Origin of the sequence: Mycobacterium sp. 852002-51961_SCH5331710 (assembly GCF_001665535.1) — a bacterium.
Classification (GTDB): Bacteria; Actinomycetota; Actinomycetes; order Mycobacteriales; family Mycobacteriaceae; genus Mycobacterium.
The window spans coordinates 44,291-60,749 of record NZ_LZSQ01000015.1 but is presented as its reverse complement, the minus strand read 5'-3'; the positions used below and the strand labels follow the sequence as shown (position 1 = coordinate 60,749).

General features: G+C 68.0%; 21 protein-coding genes and 1 pseudogene. 9 read left to right on the top strand and 13 right to left on the bottom strand.

The annotated features are described in order from the left end of the window. Positions 1–2 precede the first annotated feature (2 nt). The 3 genes from A5752_RS02700 to A5752_RS02690 are packed head-to-tail and all read right to left on the bottom strand — an operon-like array spanning position 3 to position 2,268. Complete coding sequence (locus A5752_RS02700; protein ID WP_067081777.1) at positions 3–809, bottom strand: class I SAM-dependent methyltransferase; 807 nt, start codon at positions 807–809, stop codon at positions 3–5. A gap of 59 nt (positions 810–868) precedes the next feature. Next, positions 869–1,390, bottom strand: a complete 522-nt coding sequence (locus A5752_RS02695; protein WP_067081692.1) for a DUF1697 domain-containing protein — start codon at positions 1,388–1,390, stop codon at positions 869–871. Continuing rightward, complete coding sequence (locus tag A5752_RS02690; RefSeq protein WP_067081690.1) at positions 1,390–2,268, bottom strand: class I SAM-dependent methyltransferase; 879 nt, start codon at positions 2,266–2,268, stop codon at positions 1,390–1,392. The genes A5752_RS02695 and A5752_RS02690 overlap by 1 nt, the downstream gene beginning before the upstream one ends. Between A5752_RS02690 and A5752_RS02685 the strand changes: the two genes are divergently transcribed. Continuing rightward, a complete protein-coding gene (locus tag A5752_RS02685; RefSeq protein ID WP_067081688.1) occupies positions 2,257–2,700 on the top strand; it encodes a PPOX class F420-dependent oxidoreductase in 444 nt (147 codons plus the stop codon). The genes A5752_RS02690 and A5752_RS02685 overlap by 12 nt on opposite strands. A 43-nt stretch (positions 2,701–2,743) precedes the next feature. Next, complete coding sequence (locus tag A5752_RS27365; protein ID WP_156613569.1) at positions 2,744–2,911, top strand: DUF5302 domain-containing protein; 168 nt, start codon at positions 2,744–2,746, stop codon at positions 2,909–2,911. Here the strand turns inward: A5752_RS27365 and A5752_RS02680 are convergent. Genes A5752_RS02680 through A5752_RS02670 form a run of 3 tightly spaced genes read right to left on the bottom strand, consistent with a single transcriptional unit; the run spans position 2,908 to position 6,139 of the window. Next, positions 2,908–4,116 carry an MFS transporter gene (locus tag A5752_RS02680; RefSeq protein ID WP_067081685.1) on the bottom strand — a complete coding sequence of 403 codons (1,209 nt, stop codon included), beginning with the start codon at positions 4,114–4,116 and terminating at the stop codon, positions 2,908–2,910. The two genes, A5752_RS27365 and A5752_RS02680, sit on opposite strands and share 4 nt — an antisense overlap. A gap of 44 nt (positions 4,117–4,160) precedes the next feature. After that, positions 4,161–5,792 carry a monocarboxylic acid transporter gene (locus tag A5752_RS02675; RefSeq protein WP_067081683.1) on the bottom strand — a complete coding sequence of 544 codons (1,632 nt, stop codon included), beginning with the start codon at positions 5,790–5,792 and terminating at the stop codon, positions 4,161–4,163. Beyond that, positions 5,789–6,139 carry a DUF485 domain-containing protein gene (locus tag A5752_RS02670; RefSeq protein WP_067081680.1) on the bottom strand — a complete coding sequence of 117 codons (351 nt, stop codon included), beginning with the start codon at positions 6,137–6,139 and terminating at the stop codon, positions 5,789–5,791. The genes A5752_RS02675 and A5752_RS02670 overlap by 4 nt, the downstream gene beginning before the upstream one ends. 110 nt (positions 6,140–6,249) lie before the next feature. On the opposite strand from A5752_RS02670, the gene A5752_RS02665 reads away from it, so the two are divergent. Beyond that, positions 6,250–6,828, top strand: coding sequence for an HhH-GPD-type base excision DNA repair protein (locus A5752_RS02665; protein WP_067081678.1), 579 nt, complete (start codon positions 6,250–6,252; stop codon positions 6,826–6,828). A 5-nt stretch (positions 6,829–6,833) separates the two neighbouring features. Here A5752_RS02665 and A5752_RS02660 read toward each other — a convergent pair whose 3' ends face one another. Next, positions 6,834–7,223, bottom strand: coding sequence for a recombinase family protein (locus A5752_RS02660; protein ID WP_067081675.1), 390 nt, complete (start codon positions 7,221–7,223; stop codon positions 6,834–6,836). Between the two features lie 268 nt (positions 7,224–7,491). Between A5752_RS02660 and A5752_RS02655 the strand changes: the two are divergent. Then, positions 7,492–8,181 (top strand): annotated as a pseudogene (locus A5752_RS02655) (alpha/beta hydrolase); the annotation flags it as partial. On the opposite strand, the gene A5752_RS02650 reads toward A5752_RS02655, so the two are convergent. Continuing rightward, positions 8,162–8,830: a nitroreductase family protein gene (locus tag A5752_RS02650; RefSeq protein WP_067081671.1), complete on the bottom strand. Its 669-nt coding sequence runs from the start codon at positions 8,828–8,830 to the stop codon at positions 8,162–8,164. The pseudogene A5752_RS02655 and the gene A5752_RS02650 overlap by 20 nt on opposite strands. A 48-nt stretch (positions 8,831–8,878) precedes the next feature. Here A5752_RS02650 and A5752_RS02645 point away from each other — a divergent pair, with 48 nt between their 5' ends. Beyond that, a complete protein-coding gene (locus A5752_RS02645; RefSeq protein ID WP_067081668.1) occupies positions 8,879–9,025 on the top strand; it encodes a DUF1059 domain-containing protein in 147 nt (48 codons plus the stop codon). A gap of 27 nt (positions 9,026–9,052) precedes the next feature. Here the strand turns inward: A5752_RS02645 and A5752_RS02640 are convergent, their stop codons facing one another. Both A5752_RS02640 and A5752_RS02635 read right to left on the bottom strand, forming a co-directional pair. Next, entirely contained in the window at positions 9,053–10,054 is a 1,002-nt protein-coding gene (locus tag A5752_RS02640; protein WP_067081664.1) for an Rv1157c family protein, read from the bottom strand. Between the two features lie 62 nt (positions 10,055–10,116). Further along, positions 10,117–10,686 carry a hypothetical protein gene (locus tag A5752_RS02635; RefSeq protein ID WP_067081662.1) on the bottom strand — a complete coding sequence of 190 codons (570 nt, stop codon included), beginning with the start codon at positions 10,684–10,686 and terminating at the stop codon, positions 10,117–10,119. A 177-nt stretch (positions 10,687–10,863) separates the two neighbouring features. On the opposite strand from A5752_RS02635, the gene A5752_RS02630 reads away from it, so the two are divergent. Beyond that, positions 10,864–12,057: a mannosyltransferase gene (locus tag A5752_RS02630; RefSeq protein ID WP_067081659.1), complete on the top strand. Its 1,194-nt coding sequence runs from the start codon at positions 10,864–10,866 to the stop codon at positions 12,055–12,057. Here A5752_RS02630 and A5752_RS02625 read toward each other — a convergent pair whose 3' ends face one another. Next, positions 12,058–12,342, bottom strand: coding sequence for a 4a-hydroxytetrahydrobiopterin dehydratase (locus A5752_RS02625; RefSeq protein ID WP_067081656.1), 285 nt, complete (start codon positions 12,340–12,342; stop codon positions 12,058–12,060). A 27-nt stretch (positions 12,343–12,369) separates the two neighbouring features. Between A5752_RS02625 and A5752_RS02620 the strand changes: the two genes are divergently transcribed. After that, entirely contained in the window at positions 12,370–12,759 is a 390-nt protein-coding gene (locus A5752_RS02620) for a (deoxy)nucleoside triphosphate pyrophosphohydrolase (protein WP_067081653.1), read from the top strand. Positions 12,760–12,775: 16 nt separating this feature from the next. On the opposite strand, the gene A5752_RS02615 is transcribed toward A5752_RS02620, so the two are convergent. Beyond that, positions 12,776–13,039: a hypothetical protein gene (locus A5752_RS02615; RefSeq protein ID WP_067081650.1), complete on the bottom strand. Its 264-nt coding sequence runs from the start codon at positions 13,037–13,039 to the stop codon at positions 12,776–12,778. 71 nt (positions 13,040–13,110) lie between these two features. Here A5752_RS02615 and A5752_RS02610 point away from each other — a divergent pair, with 71 nt between their 5' ends. After that, complete coding sequence (locus tag A5752_RS02610; RefSeq protein WP_231983307.1) at positions 13,111–14,247, top strand: hypothetical protein; 1,137 nt, start codon at positions 13,111–13,113, stop codon at positions 14,245–14,247. Positions 14,248–14,256: 9 nt separating this feature from the next. Here the strand turns inward: A5752_RS02610 and A5752_RS27360 are convergent, their stop codons facing one another. Further along, positions 14,257–14,427 carry a hypothetical protein gene (locus A5752_RS27360; RefSeq protein ID WP_090275788.1) on the bottom strand — a complete coding sequence of 57 codons (171 nt, stop codon included), beginning with the start codon at positions 14,425–14,427 and terminating at the stop codon, positions 14,257–14,259. Positions 14,428–14,482: 55 nt separating this feature from the next. Here A5752_RS27360 and typA point away from each other — a divergent pair, with 55 nt between their 5' ends. Continuing rightward, positions 14,483–16,372, top strand: a complete 1,890-nt coding sequence (gene typA / locus A5752_RS02605; RefSeq protein WP_156613567.1) for a translational GTPase TypA — start codon at positions 14,483–14,485, stop codon at positions 16,370–16,372. The last annotated feature ends 87 nt before the right edge of the window (positions 16,373–16,459 follow it).

Sequence of the window (16,459 nt, the reverse complement as noted above, 5' to 3'; positions counted from 1 at the left end):
GCTCACCCGAATTCGAGGACGGTGAAGACCGGTCGCACGGAGTCGAACCACGGGAGCCGCTGAGCGCTCCACATCAGCGCGTTGAGCACCCTGCCCCGTCCCGGCGGCAGCGCCACGTCGTGCACCGCGCGGATCCCGGGGATGTCGTTGACGAGGTCGGCGACCTGCGACGGTGTCATGTGGAACGGCATCGGCGGGACGCGGTAGCTCAGCGACGGCCGCAACAGGCCGCTGCTGATCGCGCGGGCGAACCAGGCCGGCGGTAGTTCGAACATCATCTGCCCGCCGGGGAAGCGGGCGGCGCACTCACGGATCAGGTCGAGCGCCTCCTCCGGCTGCAGGTACATCAGCAGCCCTTCGGCGGTGATGAACACCCCGTGCTCGGTGTCGACGTGGTCCATCCAGCTGTAGTCCAGCGCCGACTGGGCCAGCATGCGCACGCGATCAGAGGACGGCAGCAAGCGCCGGCGCAACTCGATGACGGGTGGTAGATCGACCGTGAGCCAACGAAATTCGTGCCCAACCTCGCCGGTGTCGAGCCGGTAGAAGCTGGTCTGGAGGCCCTCGGCGAGCGCCACGACCGTGGCGCGGGGATGGTCGCCGAGGTAGCGCCGTGTCTCGCGGTCGAAGCCCCGTGCACGCACCGCCATGTCCTGGCGGCGGGACAGCCCGAACTTCGCGAAGTCGAAGTCGATGGAGTCGACGAGTTGAATCGCCATCGGATCGTCGATCAGTCCATCCGGGCGGGCTGCCTCGGTCGCTCGCACCTTCAGCGTCATCAACGCGGTTTCGGAGACACCGGTCAGCATGGTCGCGTCGGTCCTGGCGGGCGAGTCGTTCGGTTCGGAGCTCACGCCCTCGAATCTACCTAGCGCAGGACCTTGTCCAGTGTCCTCAGGTTTCTGGTGGTGGTCGACGACTTGTACCGCTTCTTGCCCATCGTCTTGCCGATGGTGGTGTCCAGCGTCGCGGTCTTGGGCACCTGCCAGTAGATGACCCCGTCACCGCGCTCGATCTTCTCCTGAGCCGGGGCGTCCTTCGCCAGGTCGGCGAGTTCGTCGAGGACCTGTTCGTCGGTCACGAACGTGACATAGGAGTGGTGGTCGGGCACTTCGCGCTCGAACGGATAGGCGCGCGAGATCGCCGCCACCGTGTCGATCGGGTAGGCCAGCACCCAGGCGTCGTAGCCGAAGGAGTCGCGCAGCGCCTTCTCGGCCTTCTTCCGTACCGTATCGACACCTGAACCGCTGTCGAAGAGGACGTTGCCGCTGGCGAGAATGGTTCGCACCGAACGGAATCCGGCGTCTTCGAGAGCCTTCGCGACGTCGGCCATCTTGAGGTTGACGCCGCCGACGTTGACGCCGCGCAGGAACGCGGCATAGCGCGTCATCAGCCGAACTCCAGCAGGGTGTGGCTGGGCCGGCCGTGGCGCAGGAAGCCGACGCGGTCCCACGCAGCCGATGCCAGCACCTTGTACGCGCCCCGCCCGGGCGGCAGGGGGACATCGTGGGCCGCGCGCACACCCGGGATACGCCCGGCAAGTTCGACGGCCTCGTCCGGGCTGAGCCCGAAAGGCATCGGCGGGGTGACGTAGCGATCGGAGAGTTTGAGCTTGCCGCGCACGGTGCGCCGGCTGAACCAGGGCGGGACGGAGTCGAACATCAACCGCCCGCCGGGGAAGCGGGCCGCGCAGTCGCGGATCAGGTTCAACGCGACATCGGGATCGAGATACATCAGCAGCCCCTCGGTGGTGATGAAGACGCCGTTCGACGCGTCGACGCGGTCCATCCAACTGCGGTCCAACGCCGACTGTGCCAGCGTTACGATCCGATCCTCGCGCGGCAACAATTGCTCGCGCAAGGCGATGACGGGCGGCAGATCGACGGAGTACCACGTCAATTCGTCGGTGACGCCGTGCCGCTGCAATCGCCAGAAACTGGTCTGCAGACCTTCGGCGAGCGCGACCACCGATGCCTTCGGATGCTCGCTCAGGTACTCGCGGGTGGCGGTGTCGAAAGCGAGGGCGCGCAGCGCATGTGCCTGTTTGGGTTTGCCGAACTTGCCATAGTCGTAGTCGATCGTGTCCAGCAGCGTGACCGCCCACGGGTCGCGGATGACGCCGTCGGATCGCTTGGCCTCGCTTGCGCGGTAGTACAGCGTCCACAGTGCGGTCGCCGATACGCCCTCGAGAACGCTGCCGTCGATTCGCGATGCTGGACCGGTCACATCTCGATGGTAGAGACGTAGGCTCTTGGCATGGGACGCCATGTGTTCGACGACAAGCTTCTCGCATTGATCGGGGGAAACTCGCTGGGCGTGCTGGCGACTCTGAAGCGCGACGGGCGCCCTCAACTGTCGAACGTGTCGTATTACTTCGACCCGCGCGCACTGACCATCCAGGTGTCGATCACCGAACCGCGGGCGAAGACCCGCAACCTGCGGCGTGATCCCCGCGCGTCGCTTCACGTCAGCTCGGACGACGGCTGGTCGTATGCCGTCGCCGAGGGTGACGCGATCCTGACGCCGCCCGCCGCGAGGCCCGACGACGACACCGTCGAGGCGCTGATCGCGTTGTACCGCAACATCGCCGGTGAGCATCCCGACTGGGACGACTACCGGCGCGCGATGGTCGACGACCGCCGGGTGGTGATGACGCTGCCGATCAGCCACGTCTACGGGATGCCCCCCGGTAAGCGCTGAAAAGCAGGCGACGGCCCACCGATCGAGGGGCTAGGCTCCCGTCATGGCTGAAGAACCGGAAGACGACACCAAGCGCAGGTTCCGGGAAGCGCTGGAGCGCAAGAAGGCCAAGGCGGCCGGCGGGGGCGACCACAAGGACGGCGGAGCCAAGCAGCCGCGGGCGCACGGCCCGGTCGAGCATCGCCGGGAGTTCCGGCGCAAGAGCGGCTAACCTGCCCGAGAAGTGCGCGCTTCGCGCAGGAGGATCGCCGCGAGGCAGATGCCGGCGAGCACGGCCACTGCCACTGCGAAACTCACACCCGCCGTGCGTAATCCCCACTGCTGGGCGGCCAGGCCCTCGCCGACGACGGGCACCGAGATCGCCACGTAGCCGATGACGAAGAACGTGGAGTTGACCTCCGCGCGTCGGTCGGCCGGGCTGCGTTCGGAGATCGCCGCCAAGCCACGGCTGAAGCTCATACCCTGCCCGATGCCGGACACGACGGCGGCCGCGATCAACCCGATCAGCGACGAGAGTTGCAGTGCCACAGCCAGAGTCGCCATGCCGACCACCAGGATTGCGCAGCCGACCGCCAGCGCCCGCTGCGGCGCCATGGTGTTGGTAACGATCTGCGTCAGGGCCGAGGCGGCGAAGATCGAACCGGCGATCAGGCCGGCGACCGCCTGGTTGTCGATGCCGACGACTTCGGTCACGAACGACGGAGCCACCGCGGCGAACAGACCCGTCACCGCGAACCCGGCAAATCCGGCGATCGCGGCGAGAATGAACACCGAACGCACCTCGGGCGGCACCGAGAGCCGCTGCAGGGCGATCCGCCCCGAGCGCGGTGACGTCTCCGGTACCAGCAGCACCGCCACGCCCGCCAGTGCCGCCAGGACGATGTGCACGATGAAGCTCAGGTGCAGCGGCTGCGGCGCGTATTCGACGAGCACACCGGCCATCATCGGGCCGGCGCCGAGCCCGCCGATGTTGGCGACAGTCGCGACCGCGGCCGCCCGCGTGCGCCACCGTGGCGGTGCGGCCTCGACGACGGCCGCGGTGGCCGTCCCGGTGAAGACCCCGGCCGACAGCCCGGAGAACACGCGACCGACGAGCAGCAGCGGTACCGAATCCGCGGCGAGGAAAACCCCGGCACTGATCAACGCGGCGACCACGCCGCCGAGGAGCACCGGCCGCCTGCCGATCGCGTCCGACCACCGGCCGAACGCCAGCAGCGCGAACAGCACGCCGCCCGCATAGGCCGCGTACACGACGGTGGTGGTCAGCACCGAGAAATGCATCTGCTCGCCGTAGAGCGCGTACATCGGCGTCGGCATCGTGGTGCCGAGCATGATCGCGGCGAACGCGTACGCCAGGAGGCCGAAGGCCAGGCGGTGGGCGGTCGTGGCGGGGCCCGCTGGGGCGGCGTCGAGCATGTCTGTTGATAACCACCCCCGCGGGTGCCCTAATCCCCGTCAGGTCAGTGTGTGACCGCTTTCTCCGCGCCGATGCCGGTCAGCGAGCGCACCTCGAACTCGGCGTTGATGTCCGGGTCACCCCGGTCGGACGAGGTCAGGGTGCCGATCGCCCCGAGCGCGAACGCCAGCGGGATCGACACGATGCCGGGGTTGGCCAAGGGGAACCATGCAAAATCGACGCTGGACAGCATCGCGGTCTTCGAGCCCGACACGGCGGGGGAGAAGACGATCAGCACGATCGTCGAGATCAGGCCGCCGTACATGCTCCACAACGCGCCCCGCGTATTGAAGCGCGGCCAGTACAGCGAATACAGGATGGTCGGCAGGTTGGCCGCGGCCGCCACCGCGAACGCGAGAGCCACCAGGAACGCGATGTTCTGCTCGGCCGCCAGGATGCCGAGGCCGATCGCGAACACGCCCAGCACCACGACCGTGATCCGCGAGACCCGCACCTGTTCGTCCTCGCCGACCCCGTGGCTCTTCATCACGCTGGCGTAGATGTCGTGCGCGAAGGACGTCGCCGCGGTGATGGTCAGGCCGGCGACCACCGCGAGGATGGTCGCGAACGCGACCGCAGAGATGATGCCGAGCAGGATGACCCCGCCGAGCTGGAACGCCAGCAGCGGCGCGGCCGAGTTCTGACCACCCGGAGCGGCCAAGATGGTGTCGGGTCCGACGAGCGCGGCGGCGCCGTATCCGAGCGCGAGGGTGAACAGATAGAACGCGCCAATGAGCGCGATCGCCCACACCACCGAACGGCGGGCCTCCTTGGCGGTCGGCACGGTGTAGAACCGCATCAACACGTGCGGCAGACCCGCGGTGCCGAGCACCAGCGCCAGCGCCAGCGAGATGAAGTTGATCTGCGATGTCAGGGAGGCGCCGTACTGGGCGCCGGGCGCCAGAACGTCGCGGGCGGCGACGGCCTCGTTGGACGAGCCGGACACCGCGGACTGCGCGGCGCCGAGGATCTCGGAGAAGTTGGCGCCGAACTTGGCGAGCACCCACACGGTCATCAGCGCCGCGCCGCCGATCAGCAACACGGCCTTGATGATCTGCACCCAGGTCGTGCCCTTCATGCCGCCGATCAGCACGTAGACGATCATCAGCACGCCGACGACGGCGATGACGAGGGCCTGGCCGAGGTCGCTGTTGACGTTGAGCAGCAGTGCGACGAGCCCGCCGGCGCCGGCCATCTGTGCCAGCAGGTAGAACAGGCAGACAGCCAGCGTCGTCGTGGCCGCGGCGAGTCGTACCGGGCGCTGTCGCAGCCGGAAACTCAGCACATCGGCCATCGTGAATTTGCCTGCGTTGCGCAGCAATTCAGCGACCAGCAGCAGCGCGACCAACCAGGCCACCAGGAAGCCGATGGAGTAGAGGAAGCCGTCGTATCCGTACACCGCGATGGCGCCGGCGATGCCGAGGAAGCTGGCGGCCGACAGATAGTCACCGGAGATCGCGATGCCGTTCTGCGGACCGGTGAACGACCGCCCGGCGGTGAAGAACTCGGCGGCGGTCGCGTTGCGCTTGCTCGCACGGATCACGATGTAGAGCGTCACCGCGACGAACAGCGCGAAGATGCCGATGTTGGCGACGGGATTGCCGACGGCTGAGTCGGCGGCCAGCAGGGTGCTCATGCGGCGCCACCCTCCAGCTTGGTGCGGATGGCCTCGGCCCGCGGGTCCAGCTCCCGGTTGGCGAAGCGCACGTAAATCCCGGTGATGACGAAGGTGGAGACGAACTGCCCGATGCCGATCAGCAGGCCGACGTTGATGTCGCCCCACACCTTGGTCGCCATGAATTCGTGGGCGAAGGCGCCCAGGACCACGTACGCCGAATACCAGACGAGAAACAGCGTGCTCATCGGAAAGACGAAGCGCCGCAACCTGCTCCGTAGCTCCTGGAATTCAGGACTGGCCTGCACGGCGCGATATTCCTCGCCACTGATCGGAGTGTCCAAGGACGATCGGTGGATTTCGGGCACGGGCGACTCCTCATCTGGTGTAGTCGTGCGTGCGCAGCCGTGAGACGCGCGTCATACTCAGCTGATTGCCAGGCAACTGTAAGCCAACACGTCGGATTTAGACTGGCCCTGTGGCGAAACTGCAGCTAGTTCAAGATCCGGCGGCCGACGAGCTGCTGGAGTCCAACCCGTTCGCGCTGTTGGTCGGGATGCTGCTCGATCAGCAGTACCCGATGGAGGCGGCGTTCGCAGGACCGAAGAAGATCGCCGACCGTCTCGGTGGTTTCGACGTCCGCGAGATCGCCGACTACGACCCCGAGAAGTTTGCCGCGTTGTGCTCGAAAACGCCTGCCATACACCGCTTCCCGGGCTCGATGGCCAAACGTGTTCAGGCACTGGCGCAGTTGCTCGTCGATCGCTACGACGGTGATGCGGCCGCGTTGTGGACCGCCGACGACCCTGACGGCGCCGAGGTGCTTCGTCGCCTCAGGGCGCTTCCCGGGTTCGGTGAGCAGAAGGCGAAGATCTTTCTGGCGCTACTCGGCAAGCAGTACGGCGTGACGCCGCAGGGCTGGCGAAAGGCGGCCGGCGACTACGGCAAGGCCGGGTCGTTCCTGTCGGTGGCCGACGTGGTCGACGCGGGTTCGTTGGAGAAGGTGCGGTCGTACAAGAAGCAGGCGAAGGCGGCCGCGAAGGCCGCCAAGGCCTGAGCGGGCTAGGAGTTGGCGACCGCGGAGTCCTCGGCGTCCAGGCGCGCCAGCGTCTTGATGACACCGGCGACGACGTGGCCGGTGGAGGTCCCGGTGTCGATGCCCTCCTTGAGCGTGCGCAGCCGCAGGCCGCGGTCACAGAGTTCGGCGACGGTGCGGATGACGTCGGCGCCGGTGCGGCCGAGCCGGTCGAGCGCGACGACGACGATGGTGTCGCCCGAGCGGGCGTAGCTCAGCATCGCGTGCAGGCCCGCGCCGATGCGGTCGGCGGAGTCGGAGAGCCGGTCGGTGAACACCCGCCGGGGGTCGACTCCTGCAGCGTTGAGCGCCGCGAGCTGACCCTCGAGGCCCTGCTCGGCGGCGCTTGCTGTGGCGTAGCCCAGCGTGCAGGTCACGTCCCCAAGGTCTCACGAATTCGGTCGCCTCGAAACAGCTGCCGTGATGTTTGCGCCGAACCGTTACCGGACGTCGACATCCGAGAGATGAAGTAGCGCATTACGCATGGTGCAGGCGCCCAAGCGGCGCACACTTCTCGGCATGGCTGACGAAGTCCTGGACCCGGTCCGAGGGATTGACTTGGAAGTGCTCGACGAAGGCACGACCACGTCTCGGCATCCGGCGCCGCTGCTCTTCATCCACGGCGCCTGACATGCCGCATGGTGCTGGGAGAACTTCCTGGAGTACTTCGCCGAGAACGGTTATCGCGCAGTGGCGCTGAGCCTGCGCGGGCACGGCGGCAGTGCCATGCCGAAGAGATTCAGGTTCTGTTCGCTGGCCGATTACGTCGACGATGTCGGAAGCGTCATCGCGCAATTGCCCGCTGCGCCGGTTCTCATCGGCCACTCGATGGGCGGGTTCATCGTGCAGAAGTATTTGGAGCGCAACGACGCACCGGCCGCTGTGCTGATCGCGTCCGCCTCCGTCCACGGCAGCCGGGACTTCGCGCAGCGCCTGATGCGGCGCCATCCGTGGCTGATGGTCAGAAACATGATCACCGGCGACGGCGCCTACGGTCTCAACACGCCGAACATCGCTCGCGCATTGTTCTATTCACAGAACACCACCGAGGCGGACGTGGCCCGCTACGCGGCGCTGGTGGGCAACGAGAGTCTGCGGGTGGGCTTCGACACCTTCCGGCCGATCGCCAGCCCCGAGAGCGTGACGGCACCCGTGCTCGTTCTCGGCGCGGGACTCGACGGCGCGATCACCCGCGAGGAGATCGACGCGACCGCAACGGCGTATGGCGGGCAGGCCGAGGTCTTCCCGGACATGGGGCACAACATGATGCTCGAGCCGGGTTGGACCGAGGTGGCAGGCCACATCGACGCGTGGCTCACCGCTCGCGGCTTGTGAGCGCATCGCCGTCGAAGCGCTCCCGGGTGGCGATCTCGGAGACCGGTCTGCGGGTCAACTTGGTCAGCTGCCGGACCGGCTTTCCGAGCGGCAGGAGCGCGGCGACGGCGTAGTTGTCGGGGATCCCGAGCAACTCGCGCACCCGGGGCTCCTCGGCCACCGCCGCGGTGGTGAGGACGCCGCCGAAGCCCTCGTTGCGGGCGGCCAGCAGGATGTTCCACACGAACGGGTAGACCGAGGCGCCCGCGATCAGGCCGACGCGATCGAGGTGCTGGTCGAACGCGGCCACCACGCCGAGGTCGACGCAGACCACGAGCACCACCTCCGCAGTGCGCAGCGGCGACTGGTTCGGCACATTCACGGCAGCAATGGTCTGCTCGTCAACTTGGCAGGGCTGCAACGGATTCCACGGGCTCTCCCCGTTGCGCAGCTGTGCGATGTAGCGCTTGGCGCCGGGAATCCCGCATTCGATCAACGCCTCGCGCGTCGCCGGATCGCGGACCACGATCACCCTGTTGCCCTGACGGTTGCCTCCGCTGGGTGCGAAGCGGGCGTTGTCGAGGATGCGTTCGAGGACGTCGTCGGATAACGGATCGCCGGTGTACTCGCGCACCGCGGCCGTCGTGCGCATGACGTCGTAGAGGTCCATGGCTATATCTTGGGCCTTGTCGGTCACGACTTATGCGAAGGTGGGGAGATGAAGACGCACCTCAACTGCCCGTGTGGCGAAGCGATCGTCGGTAAGGATGAGGACGATCTGGTCGAGAAGGCCCAGGCGCACCTCTCCGAGGCGCATCCCGGCCGCGACTACGACCGGGACGCGATCCTCTTCATGGCTTACTGATCCCGCTCGGCGGGGTTTGTCGACCGGTTACGGGACGACCGTCGAGCCGATCGTCGGCATGAACTGGCACTGCCGTTCGGTGGTCGTCACCTGCCCGAAGATCGTCGAGAGGATGCTGCCTGAGCCGGTGTCGACGATCGCGGTCAGCGTGGTCGGCCCCTCGGGGTTGATATCCGGCCGCGGCTTGAGCGTCGCGCTGCCCGACTTACCGGTGGTCAGGTTGACCCACGTGACGTTGAGCGGCAGCTTCTGCTCGGCTGCGGGACCCGGCGTGCCGACCGCGGTGAACACATAAGCGGTCTGACCGGGGCCGGGGCCCGGCGTCGGGATCTTGGCCGGCCCGGCGACCGAGATCGCCGTGGCGAGGACGTTTCCGCCGTCGGCCAGGCAGCCGTTGCTGATCGACGGATACATGAAGTCCTGCGTGGGCGGGGCTTCCGGGCCGAAGGCCGGACCGGGTGCGGCGGCCTCAGGCGCCGGCGCGGGTGCCGGTGCGGGCGCAACCTCCGGAGCAGGCGCAGGGGCAGGGGCGGCCTCGGGCGCCGGCGCCGCCGCAGCCGCGACGGGCGCGACCTCGGGCGCGGGCGCCGCGGCAGGAGCCGCCGCGGGTGCGGGTGCGGCGGCCGCCTCCGGCACCGCGTCCTGCACCGGCCCGACGGCGTGCGCCGGATCGATGCCCGGCGGCAGGTGTGCTTCCTGGCCGGGCACGGCGCCGGGTGCCGGATTGTGGGCGACGAACTGGTTGACCGCCGACGCGACATTTCGCGAGTCGGCGGGGACGACCGCGTCACCGGCGAACACCGCGGCCGCGGCCATCAGCGTCGACGCGGCGTTCGTCGGATCGGCGGCGGCCTGCTGGATAGCCGGGCTGATGCCCTGAACCGCCGACAGGCCGGGCGCCTGCAGTCCCGGGATCGCTGGCGGGGGCGCGGGTTCGGCGCCGGCCACACCGGCCACGCCGCCGACAAGCAGCGTGGCCGATGAACCGATCGCGACGGCGACGGTGGCGAACATCCTTCGAGCTGACATGGCTCCCTCAGGGGTTGTAGTGGTCGTGTCTGCCAGTTGGTCGTTCGGCGTCGCCGCCGTCATCACGGAAGAGCCGACAGCGGCATCAGCAGCGGCGCCATGCCGGCGCCTGCCGGGGCGGCGGCGGGCGCAGCGGCAGCCGGGGCGGCCGCAGCGGCCGCGGGTGCGGCGACCGACGGCGTAGCCGCCTGCGCGGCCGCGGGCAGCAGACCGGTTAACGGCGTGCCCTCGGGGAGCAGCGAAGCCAGGCCCGTCGGCAGGTTGGACAGCAGGCTGGCCGGGTTGGCCGGCGCGGTCGAGGCCGCTGCGGGTGCCGCCGGCGCCGCGGGCATACCGGGCAGCGAGGCCGGCGGCTGCGGCAGGGTGACCGACGCCGTTGCCGACGGTGGAGTCGCGGCCGGGGCGGCCGGAGTCGAAGCGGTGTTCAGCAGGGAGGTGACGCCCTGCATGAGTTGCGTCGCGGCGGCCGGGTTCGACGCCAACTGCTGGATCAGCGGCAGGCCCGGCACGGTGGGTGCGGGTGCCGGCGCCGCGGGTTGCGCGGACGCGGTGGCGCTCAGCGCCAGCGCGGCCGAGACCGCCCCCGCAGCGGCGATCATGGTGGTCGCGAACAGTTTTCCGGTGCTGTGCATGGTTCTCCCAATCGGTTGTGTGGCACGCCTTCGCCCGAAGCTACGGAGTTACTGGTGTGACTCAAGTGACACGTGTGGCAGTGACTCAACCGTTACGCAAGCGAGGGGTTTCGGTGACCGGCCGATAGAGTCGGGCGAATAGACACCTCGACAAGCGCCGACCCGTCACCGTCGCGGATGGCCTCCCGACTGGCCGCTGCGGCGCCCGTGCTGCTGGCGCTCAGCATCGCGGCGCGACTGGCGTGGACCTACCTGGTACCCAACGGCGCGAACTTCGTCGACCTGCACGTCTATGTCGGTGGCGCCGCCACGCTGGACCAACCCGGCGCGCTCTACGACTACGTCTATGCCGACCAGACCCCGGACTTTCCTCTGCCGTTCACCTATCCGCCGTTCGCGGCCGTGGTGTTCTATCCGCTTCACCTGCTGCCGTTCGGCCTCGTCGCGTTCCTGTGGCAGGTCGGGATCATCGCCGCGCTCTACGGCGTGGTGCGTCTCAGCCAGCGGCTGCTGGGCTCCGGCGACCGGCGGGTCGCGATGCTGTGGACTGCGGTCGGCATCTGGGTCGAACCGTTGCGCAGCACCTTCGACTACGGGCAGATCAACGTGGTGCTGGTGCTGGCGGTCCTGTACGCGGTCTACAGCACGCGATGGTGGGTGTCCGGTCTGCTGGTCGGCGTCGCGGCCGGCTTGAAGCTGACGCCCGCGGTGTCCGGGCTGTACTTCCTAGGCGCCCGGCGATGGGCCGCGGTGGTGTTCTCAGCGGTGGTTTTCCTTGCCACCGTGGGGGTTTCGGCTCTGGTGGTGGGCGACCAGACTCGGCGCTATTTCACCGAACTGCTCGGTGACGCCGACCGGGTGGGTCCGATGGGGACGTCGTTCAACCAGTCGTGGCGCGGCGGGATCTCGCGGATCCTCGGCCAGGATGCGGGTTACGGGCCCGCTGTGGTGGCCGGAATCGTGGTGACGGCGGTGTTGGCGATCCTGGCGTGGCGGGCCATCGGCGGCGCGTCCGACCGGCTGGGCGCCATCGTGGTGGTGCAATTGTTCGGCCTTCTGCTGTCGCCGATCTCGTGGACTCATCACTGGGTGTGGCTGATCCCGTTGATGATCTGGCTTCTGCACGGGCCATTGCGCGACAGGCGCGGCGCGCGAGTGCTGGGTTGGGGCTGGCTCGCCCTGACCCTGGTCGGGGTGCCGTGGCTGCTGAGCTTCGCCCAGCCGACGATCTGGGTGATCCCGCGACCGTGGTATCTGGCCTGGGCCGGGTTGATCTACATCGTCGCCACGCTGGCGACGCTGGCGTGGATGGCCGTCGGGCGACGATCAAGCGGCGCCAGCCGCGTTGAGGAGTCCGACGATTCGACCTAGCTACGGGTCGACGATCCCGTTGATGTCCTTGGCCATCTCGAGGTCCTTGTCGGTGATGCCGCCCTCTGAATGCGTCACCAACGCGAAAGTCACTGTCCGCCAGCGGATATCGATATCGGGATGGTGATCCTTGGCCTCCGCGTGCTCGCCGACCCGGCGGACTGCGTCGATGCCGTCGAGAAAGGCGGGGAATTTGATCGAGCGCCGCAGGGCACCGTCGGCGCGTTCCCAGCCGGGCAGATCGGGCAGTGCGGCGTCCACTTGTTCGTCCGTTAACACAGCCATGGCTTCGACCGTATACCGTCAGCCGCAGTGTCGAACCAGATCGTTGTCGCCGGCGCCCTCATCTCGGAGGCTTCGCTGCTCGTCGCGCAGCGCGACCGGCCAGCCGAACTCGCCGGGCTGTGGGAACTGCCCGGCGGCAAGGTGGCCCCGGGTGAGACGGACGAAGCCGCGCTGGCCCGCGAACTGCACGAGGAGCTCGGTGTCGTTGTCGACGTCGGTGCGCGACTCGGCGACGACGTCGCCCTCACCGAAACCATGATCCTGCGGGCTTATCGCGTCACCCAGACTGGCGGAAGCCTGCACCCCAACGACCACCGGGCGCTGCGCTGGGTCACCATGGGCGAACTCGACGGCCTCGCGTGGGTGCCCGCCGACCGCACGTGGCTGGCCGCGCTCAGGCGAGCGCTCGGCGGGTAACCCGGCGGAACAGGCCTCAATAGCGCAGCCGGTCGTTGACCACCCGGACCGGCGGCTGGTGGTGCGCCGCGTAGATCGGATGCATCAACGCGGGATGTCGGCAGTGGACGCAGGATCCGGGCGACCGGTTGGTCGACGAGAACGTCATGTGGTGGCAGTGTGCGCACCGCACGACGTGGAACACGCCCATCCAATTGAGCAATCCGAGGTAGATCGCCGCCGTCGCGAAAGCCGCCAGCAGCGCGGCCAGAGCGATGGTGGAGACCTCGTAGATCGCCATCTGAGTCTCCTCTCTCTCGGCGCTTCCGACAGTAATTCGCGTACCTGCACGCCCGCTGTGAACGTTTGCCGGTGACGGTTCTCAAGATCGGCCGTTCGGCGGCGTGTGCTCACATAGTCTTGCCGTTCATGCGCGTGCTGCGGTTCGTGTGGCGAGGAGTGCTCGCCTTCGACCGGATCGGTTCGCGCATCCCGCAACTGGTGCAGATGTGGCTCGCCGAGTTGTTCTTCGCGCTGCCGCTGACCTTCTTCATCGCCAAGATGATCGACATCCGCGGTGCCTTCGGCGTGCCGGGCACCGGTGAATCGATGCCGGGCGTGTTCTGGGGTGCGTTGGTCGTCTCGCTGGTCTGCGGATTCTTCTTCTTCCGCAGCCTGATCAGGCCGCGGGTCAAGCAAGGAGCGTGGACACCGATGGTGCGCGCGGACATCGGCGATGCGACCGTGGTCGGCGGAACCCGCGCGTGGCGGGTCGAATACGAGTACCTGAGCAGTCATCCGTCGTACTCGCTGTTGCTCCTGCTCACCGCCCCCATCCCCGCCGTCATGGTGCTGATGACGATCAACCACGGCGACAGCACCTTCTATTGGCGCGTCGCGGGTGTCGTCGGGCTCATCGTGCTGGCGCTGATGGCGCTGGCCCGGCTGCTGAGTTGGTACGTCTTCCGATTCGGACGGCGCCAGATCGGCGATCATGCGGCAGCACAAGGGGTTTCGGATCGAAAGCTCGGCTGGGAGATGGCGTGGAAGCCGCTGCTCATGCTGATCGTGATGGTCTATGCGATCGTCGGGATCCCGCTCGCCTACATGTGGTGGGACGAATTGCGCACCATCGACAAGTTGCCCGTAGTGACCGTCGCCGACAGCGTCGATGCGGTGGGGCAGTACCGGCGCGTCGACGGTGCTCTCGCCGGCGATCCGGTGTACTGGGCACCGCGGGGTACCGGCCGCGGCGGCAACAATTTCTCGGGAGCCGGTGTGCTCGTACACCTTTCGGCCGGTGGCGAAGCGCTGCTACTGGCCGAGTCGCTGTCGGTACCCGACTTTGTCGGCGTCATGAAGGGCGTGCGGGACAACACGATTCACACACACGGCCGCGTGATCGACGAGATCACCGAAACCCAGCAGAAGTACTATGGCTTCGACGAAGAGGCTTTCCCAGATCCGCCGCTCGACGGCCGGGTGATGGTGCTGCTGTCCTACCCGTAGCCGGTGGGCCTACTTCCGCCGGCGGGCGCGCTTGTGAACCTTCACCAGATCCTTGCCGCGGATGCCGTTGCGTTCGGCCTTGCGCACCTGATGAACCACGACCGGGCAGCGCTTGCAGCGGGGTTGGCTACGGCAGCACTTCTTCTTCGGCTTGAGGTCGGCGAGCTTGCTGGGCTTCAAGTGACGGGCATCTCTCGTTTTCGTGATTGGCCGACCGCACTGCGACAATCTCGAAGTGAATTTTAGAAACGTCGCCATCGTGGCACACGTCGACCACGGGAAGACCACCCTGGTCGACGCGATGCTGCGCCAGTCCGGCGCTTTGACACACCGGGGTGACGACGCCACCGAGCGCATCATGGATTCCGGTGACCTCGAGCGCGAAAAAGGCATCACGATCCTGGCGAAGAACACCGCAGTGCACCGCCATCACGGCGACGGCACCGTGACCATCATCAACGTCATCGACACCCCCGGACACGCCGACTTCGGCGGCGAGGTCGAGCGCGGGCTGTCGATGGTCGACGGCGTGCTGTTGCTGGTCGACGCGTCGGAGGGCCCTCTCCCGCAGACCCGCTTCGTCCTGCGCAAGGCGCTGGCCGCCCACCTGCCGGTCATCCTCGTGGTCAACAAGACCGACCGCCCGGACGCCCGGATCAGCGAGGTCGTCTCCGACAGCCACGACCTGCTGCTCGACGTGGCATCCGACCTCGACGAGGAGGCCCAGAAGGCCGCCGAGGAGGCGCTCGGACTGCCGACGCTGTACGCGTCGGGCCGGGCCGGCATTGCCAGCACCACCGAACCCGCCAACGGTGAGAACCCGGACGGCACGAACCTCGACCCGCTGTTCGACGTCCTCATGGAGCACATCCCGCCGCCCAGCGGCGACCCCGAAGCGCCCCTGCAGGCGCTGGTCACCAACCTCGACGCCTCGGCGTTCCTGGGGCGTCTGGCACTGATCCGCATCTACAACGGCAAGCTGCGCAAGGGCCAGCAGGTCGCGTGGATGCGCGAGGTGGACGGCGTGCCCGTTGTCACGAACGCCAAGATCACCGAACTGCTCGCGACCGTCGGTGTCGAGCGCAACCCGACCGACGAGGCCGTCGCCGGTGACATCGTCGCCGTCGCCGGCATGCCCGAGATCATGATCGGCGACACCCTCGCCGACCCCGACCACGCGCACGCGCTGCCGCGCATCACCGTCGACGAGCCCGCCATCTCGGTCACCATCGGCACCAACACCTCGCCGCTGGCGGGCAAGGTGTCCGGCCACAAGCTGACCGCCCGGATGGTGCGCAACCGGCTGGACCAGGAGCTGGTCGGCAACGTGTCGATCAAGGTCGTCGACATCGGCCGCCCCGACGCGTGGGAGGTCCAGGGCCGCGGGGAGCTGGCGCTGGCGGTGCTGGTCGAGCAGATGCGCCGCGAGGGCTTCGAGCTGACCGTCGGCAAGCCGCAGGTGGTCACCCGCACGATCGACGGCAAGCTGCACGAGCCGTTCGAGGCGATGACCATCGACTGCCCCGAGGAGTTCGTCGGCGCCATCACGCAGCTGATGGCCGCGCGCAAGGGCCGCATGGAGGACATGACCAACCACGCGGCGGGCTGGGTGCGGATGGACTTCATCGTGCCGAGCCGCGGGCTGATCGGCTTCCGCACCGACTTCCTGACGATCACCCGCGGCACGGGCATCGCCAACGCGGTGTTTGACGGCTATCGGCCGTGGGCGGGGGAGATCCGCGCCCGCCACAGCGGCTCGTTGGTGTCGGACCGCAGCGGCCAGATCACGCCGTTCGCGATGATCCAGCTCGCCGATCGCGGCCAGTTCTTCGTCGAGCCCGGCCAGGACACCTACGAGGGTCAGGTCGTCGGCATCAACCCGCGCGCGGAGGATCTCGACGTCAACGTCACCCGGGAAAAGAAGCTGACCAACATGCGCAGCTCCACCGCCGACGTCATCGAGACGCTGGCCCGGCCGCTTGAACTGACCCTGGAACAGGCCATGGAGTTCTGCGCCGAAGACGAGTGCGTCGAGGTGACCCCCGAGGTCGTCCGGGTGCGCAAGGTGGAACTCAACGCGAGCCTCCGCGCCAGGGCCAAGGCGCGCGCGAAAGCCCGCGGCTGATCTTGGGGGTCGCCGATCGGCCGGACACACGCAAGCTGCCCGATACCCTGTTGGTCGTGTCCGGCCCCCGACGCGTCATCGCGATCT

Bases quoted from the DNA above. Each gene is read 5' to 3' on its own strand.
- A5752_RS02700 (WP_067081777.1), bottom strand. From the start codon at position 809: ATGCTGACCGGTGTCTCCGAAACCGCGTTGATGACGCTGAAGGTGCGA.
- A5752_RS02630 (WP_067081659.1), top strand. From the start codon at position 10,864: ATGGCCTCCCGACTGGCCGCTGCGGCGCCCGTGCTGCTGGCGCTCAGC.
- A5752_RS27365 (WP_156613569.1), top strand. From the start codon at position 2,744: ATGGCTGAAGAACCGGAAGACGACACCAAGCGCAGGTTCCGGGAAGCG.
- A5752_RS02695 (WP_067081692.1), bottom strand. From the start codon at position 1,390: ATGACGCGCTATGCCGCGTTCCTGCGCGGCGTCAACGTCGGCGGCGTC.
- A5752_RS02680 (WP_067081685.1), bottom strand. From the start codon at position 4,116: ATGCTCGACGCCGCCCCAGCGGGCCCCGCCACGACCGCCCACCGCCTG.
- A5752_RS02650 (WP_067081671.1), bottom strand. From the start codon at position 8,830: ATGGACCTCTACGACGTCATGCGCACGACGGCCGCGGTGCGCGAGTAC.
- A5752_RS02685 (WP_067081688.1), top strand. From the start codon at position 2,257: ATGGGACGCCATGTGTTCGACGACAAGCTTCTCGCATTGATCGGGGGA.
- A5752_RS02625 (WP_067081656.1), bottom strand. From the start codon at position 12,342: ATGGCTGTGTTAACGGACGAACAAGTGGACGCCGCACTGCCCGATCTG.
- A5752_RS02640 (WP_067081664.1), bottom strand. From the start codon at position 10,054: ATGTCAGCTCGAAGGATGTTCGCCACCGTCGCCGTCGCGATCGGTTCA.
- A5752_RS02645 (WP_067081668.1), top strand. From the start codon at position 8,879: ATGAAGACGCACCTCAACTGCCCGTGTGGCGAAGCGATCGTCGGTAAG.
- A5752_RS02635 (WP_067081662.1), bottom strand. From the start codon at position 10,686: ATGCACAGCACCGGAAAACTGTTCGCGACCACCATGATCGCCGCTGCG.
- A5752_RS02690 (WP_067081690.1), bottom strand. From the start codon at position 2,268: ATGGCGTCCCATGCCAAGAGCCTACGTCTCTACCATCGAGATGTGACC.
- A5752_RS02615 (WP_067081650.1), bottom strand. From the start codon at position 13,039: ATGGCGATCTACGAGGTCTCCACCATCGCTCTGGCCGCGCTGCTGGCG.
- A5752_RS02675 (WP_067081683.1), bottom strand. From the start codon at position 5,792: ATGAGCACCCTGCTGGCCGCCGACTCAGCCGTCGGCAATCCCGTCGCC.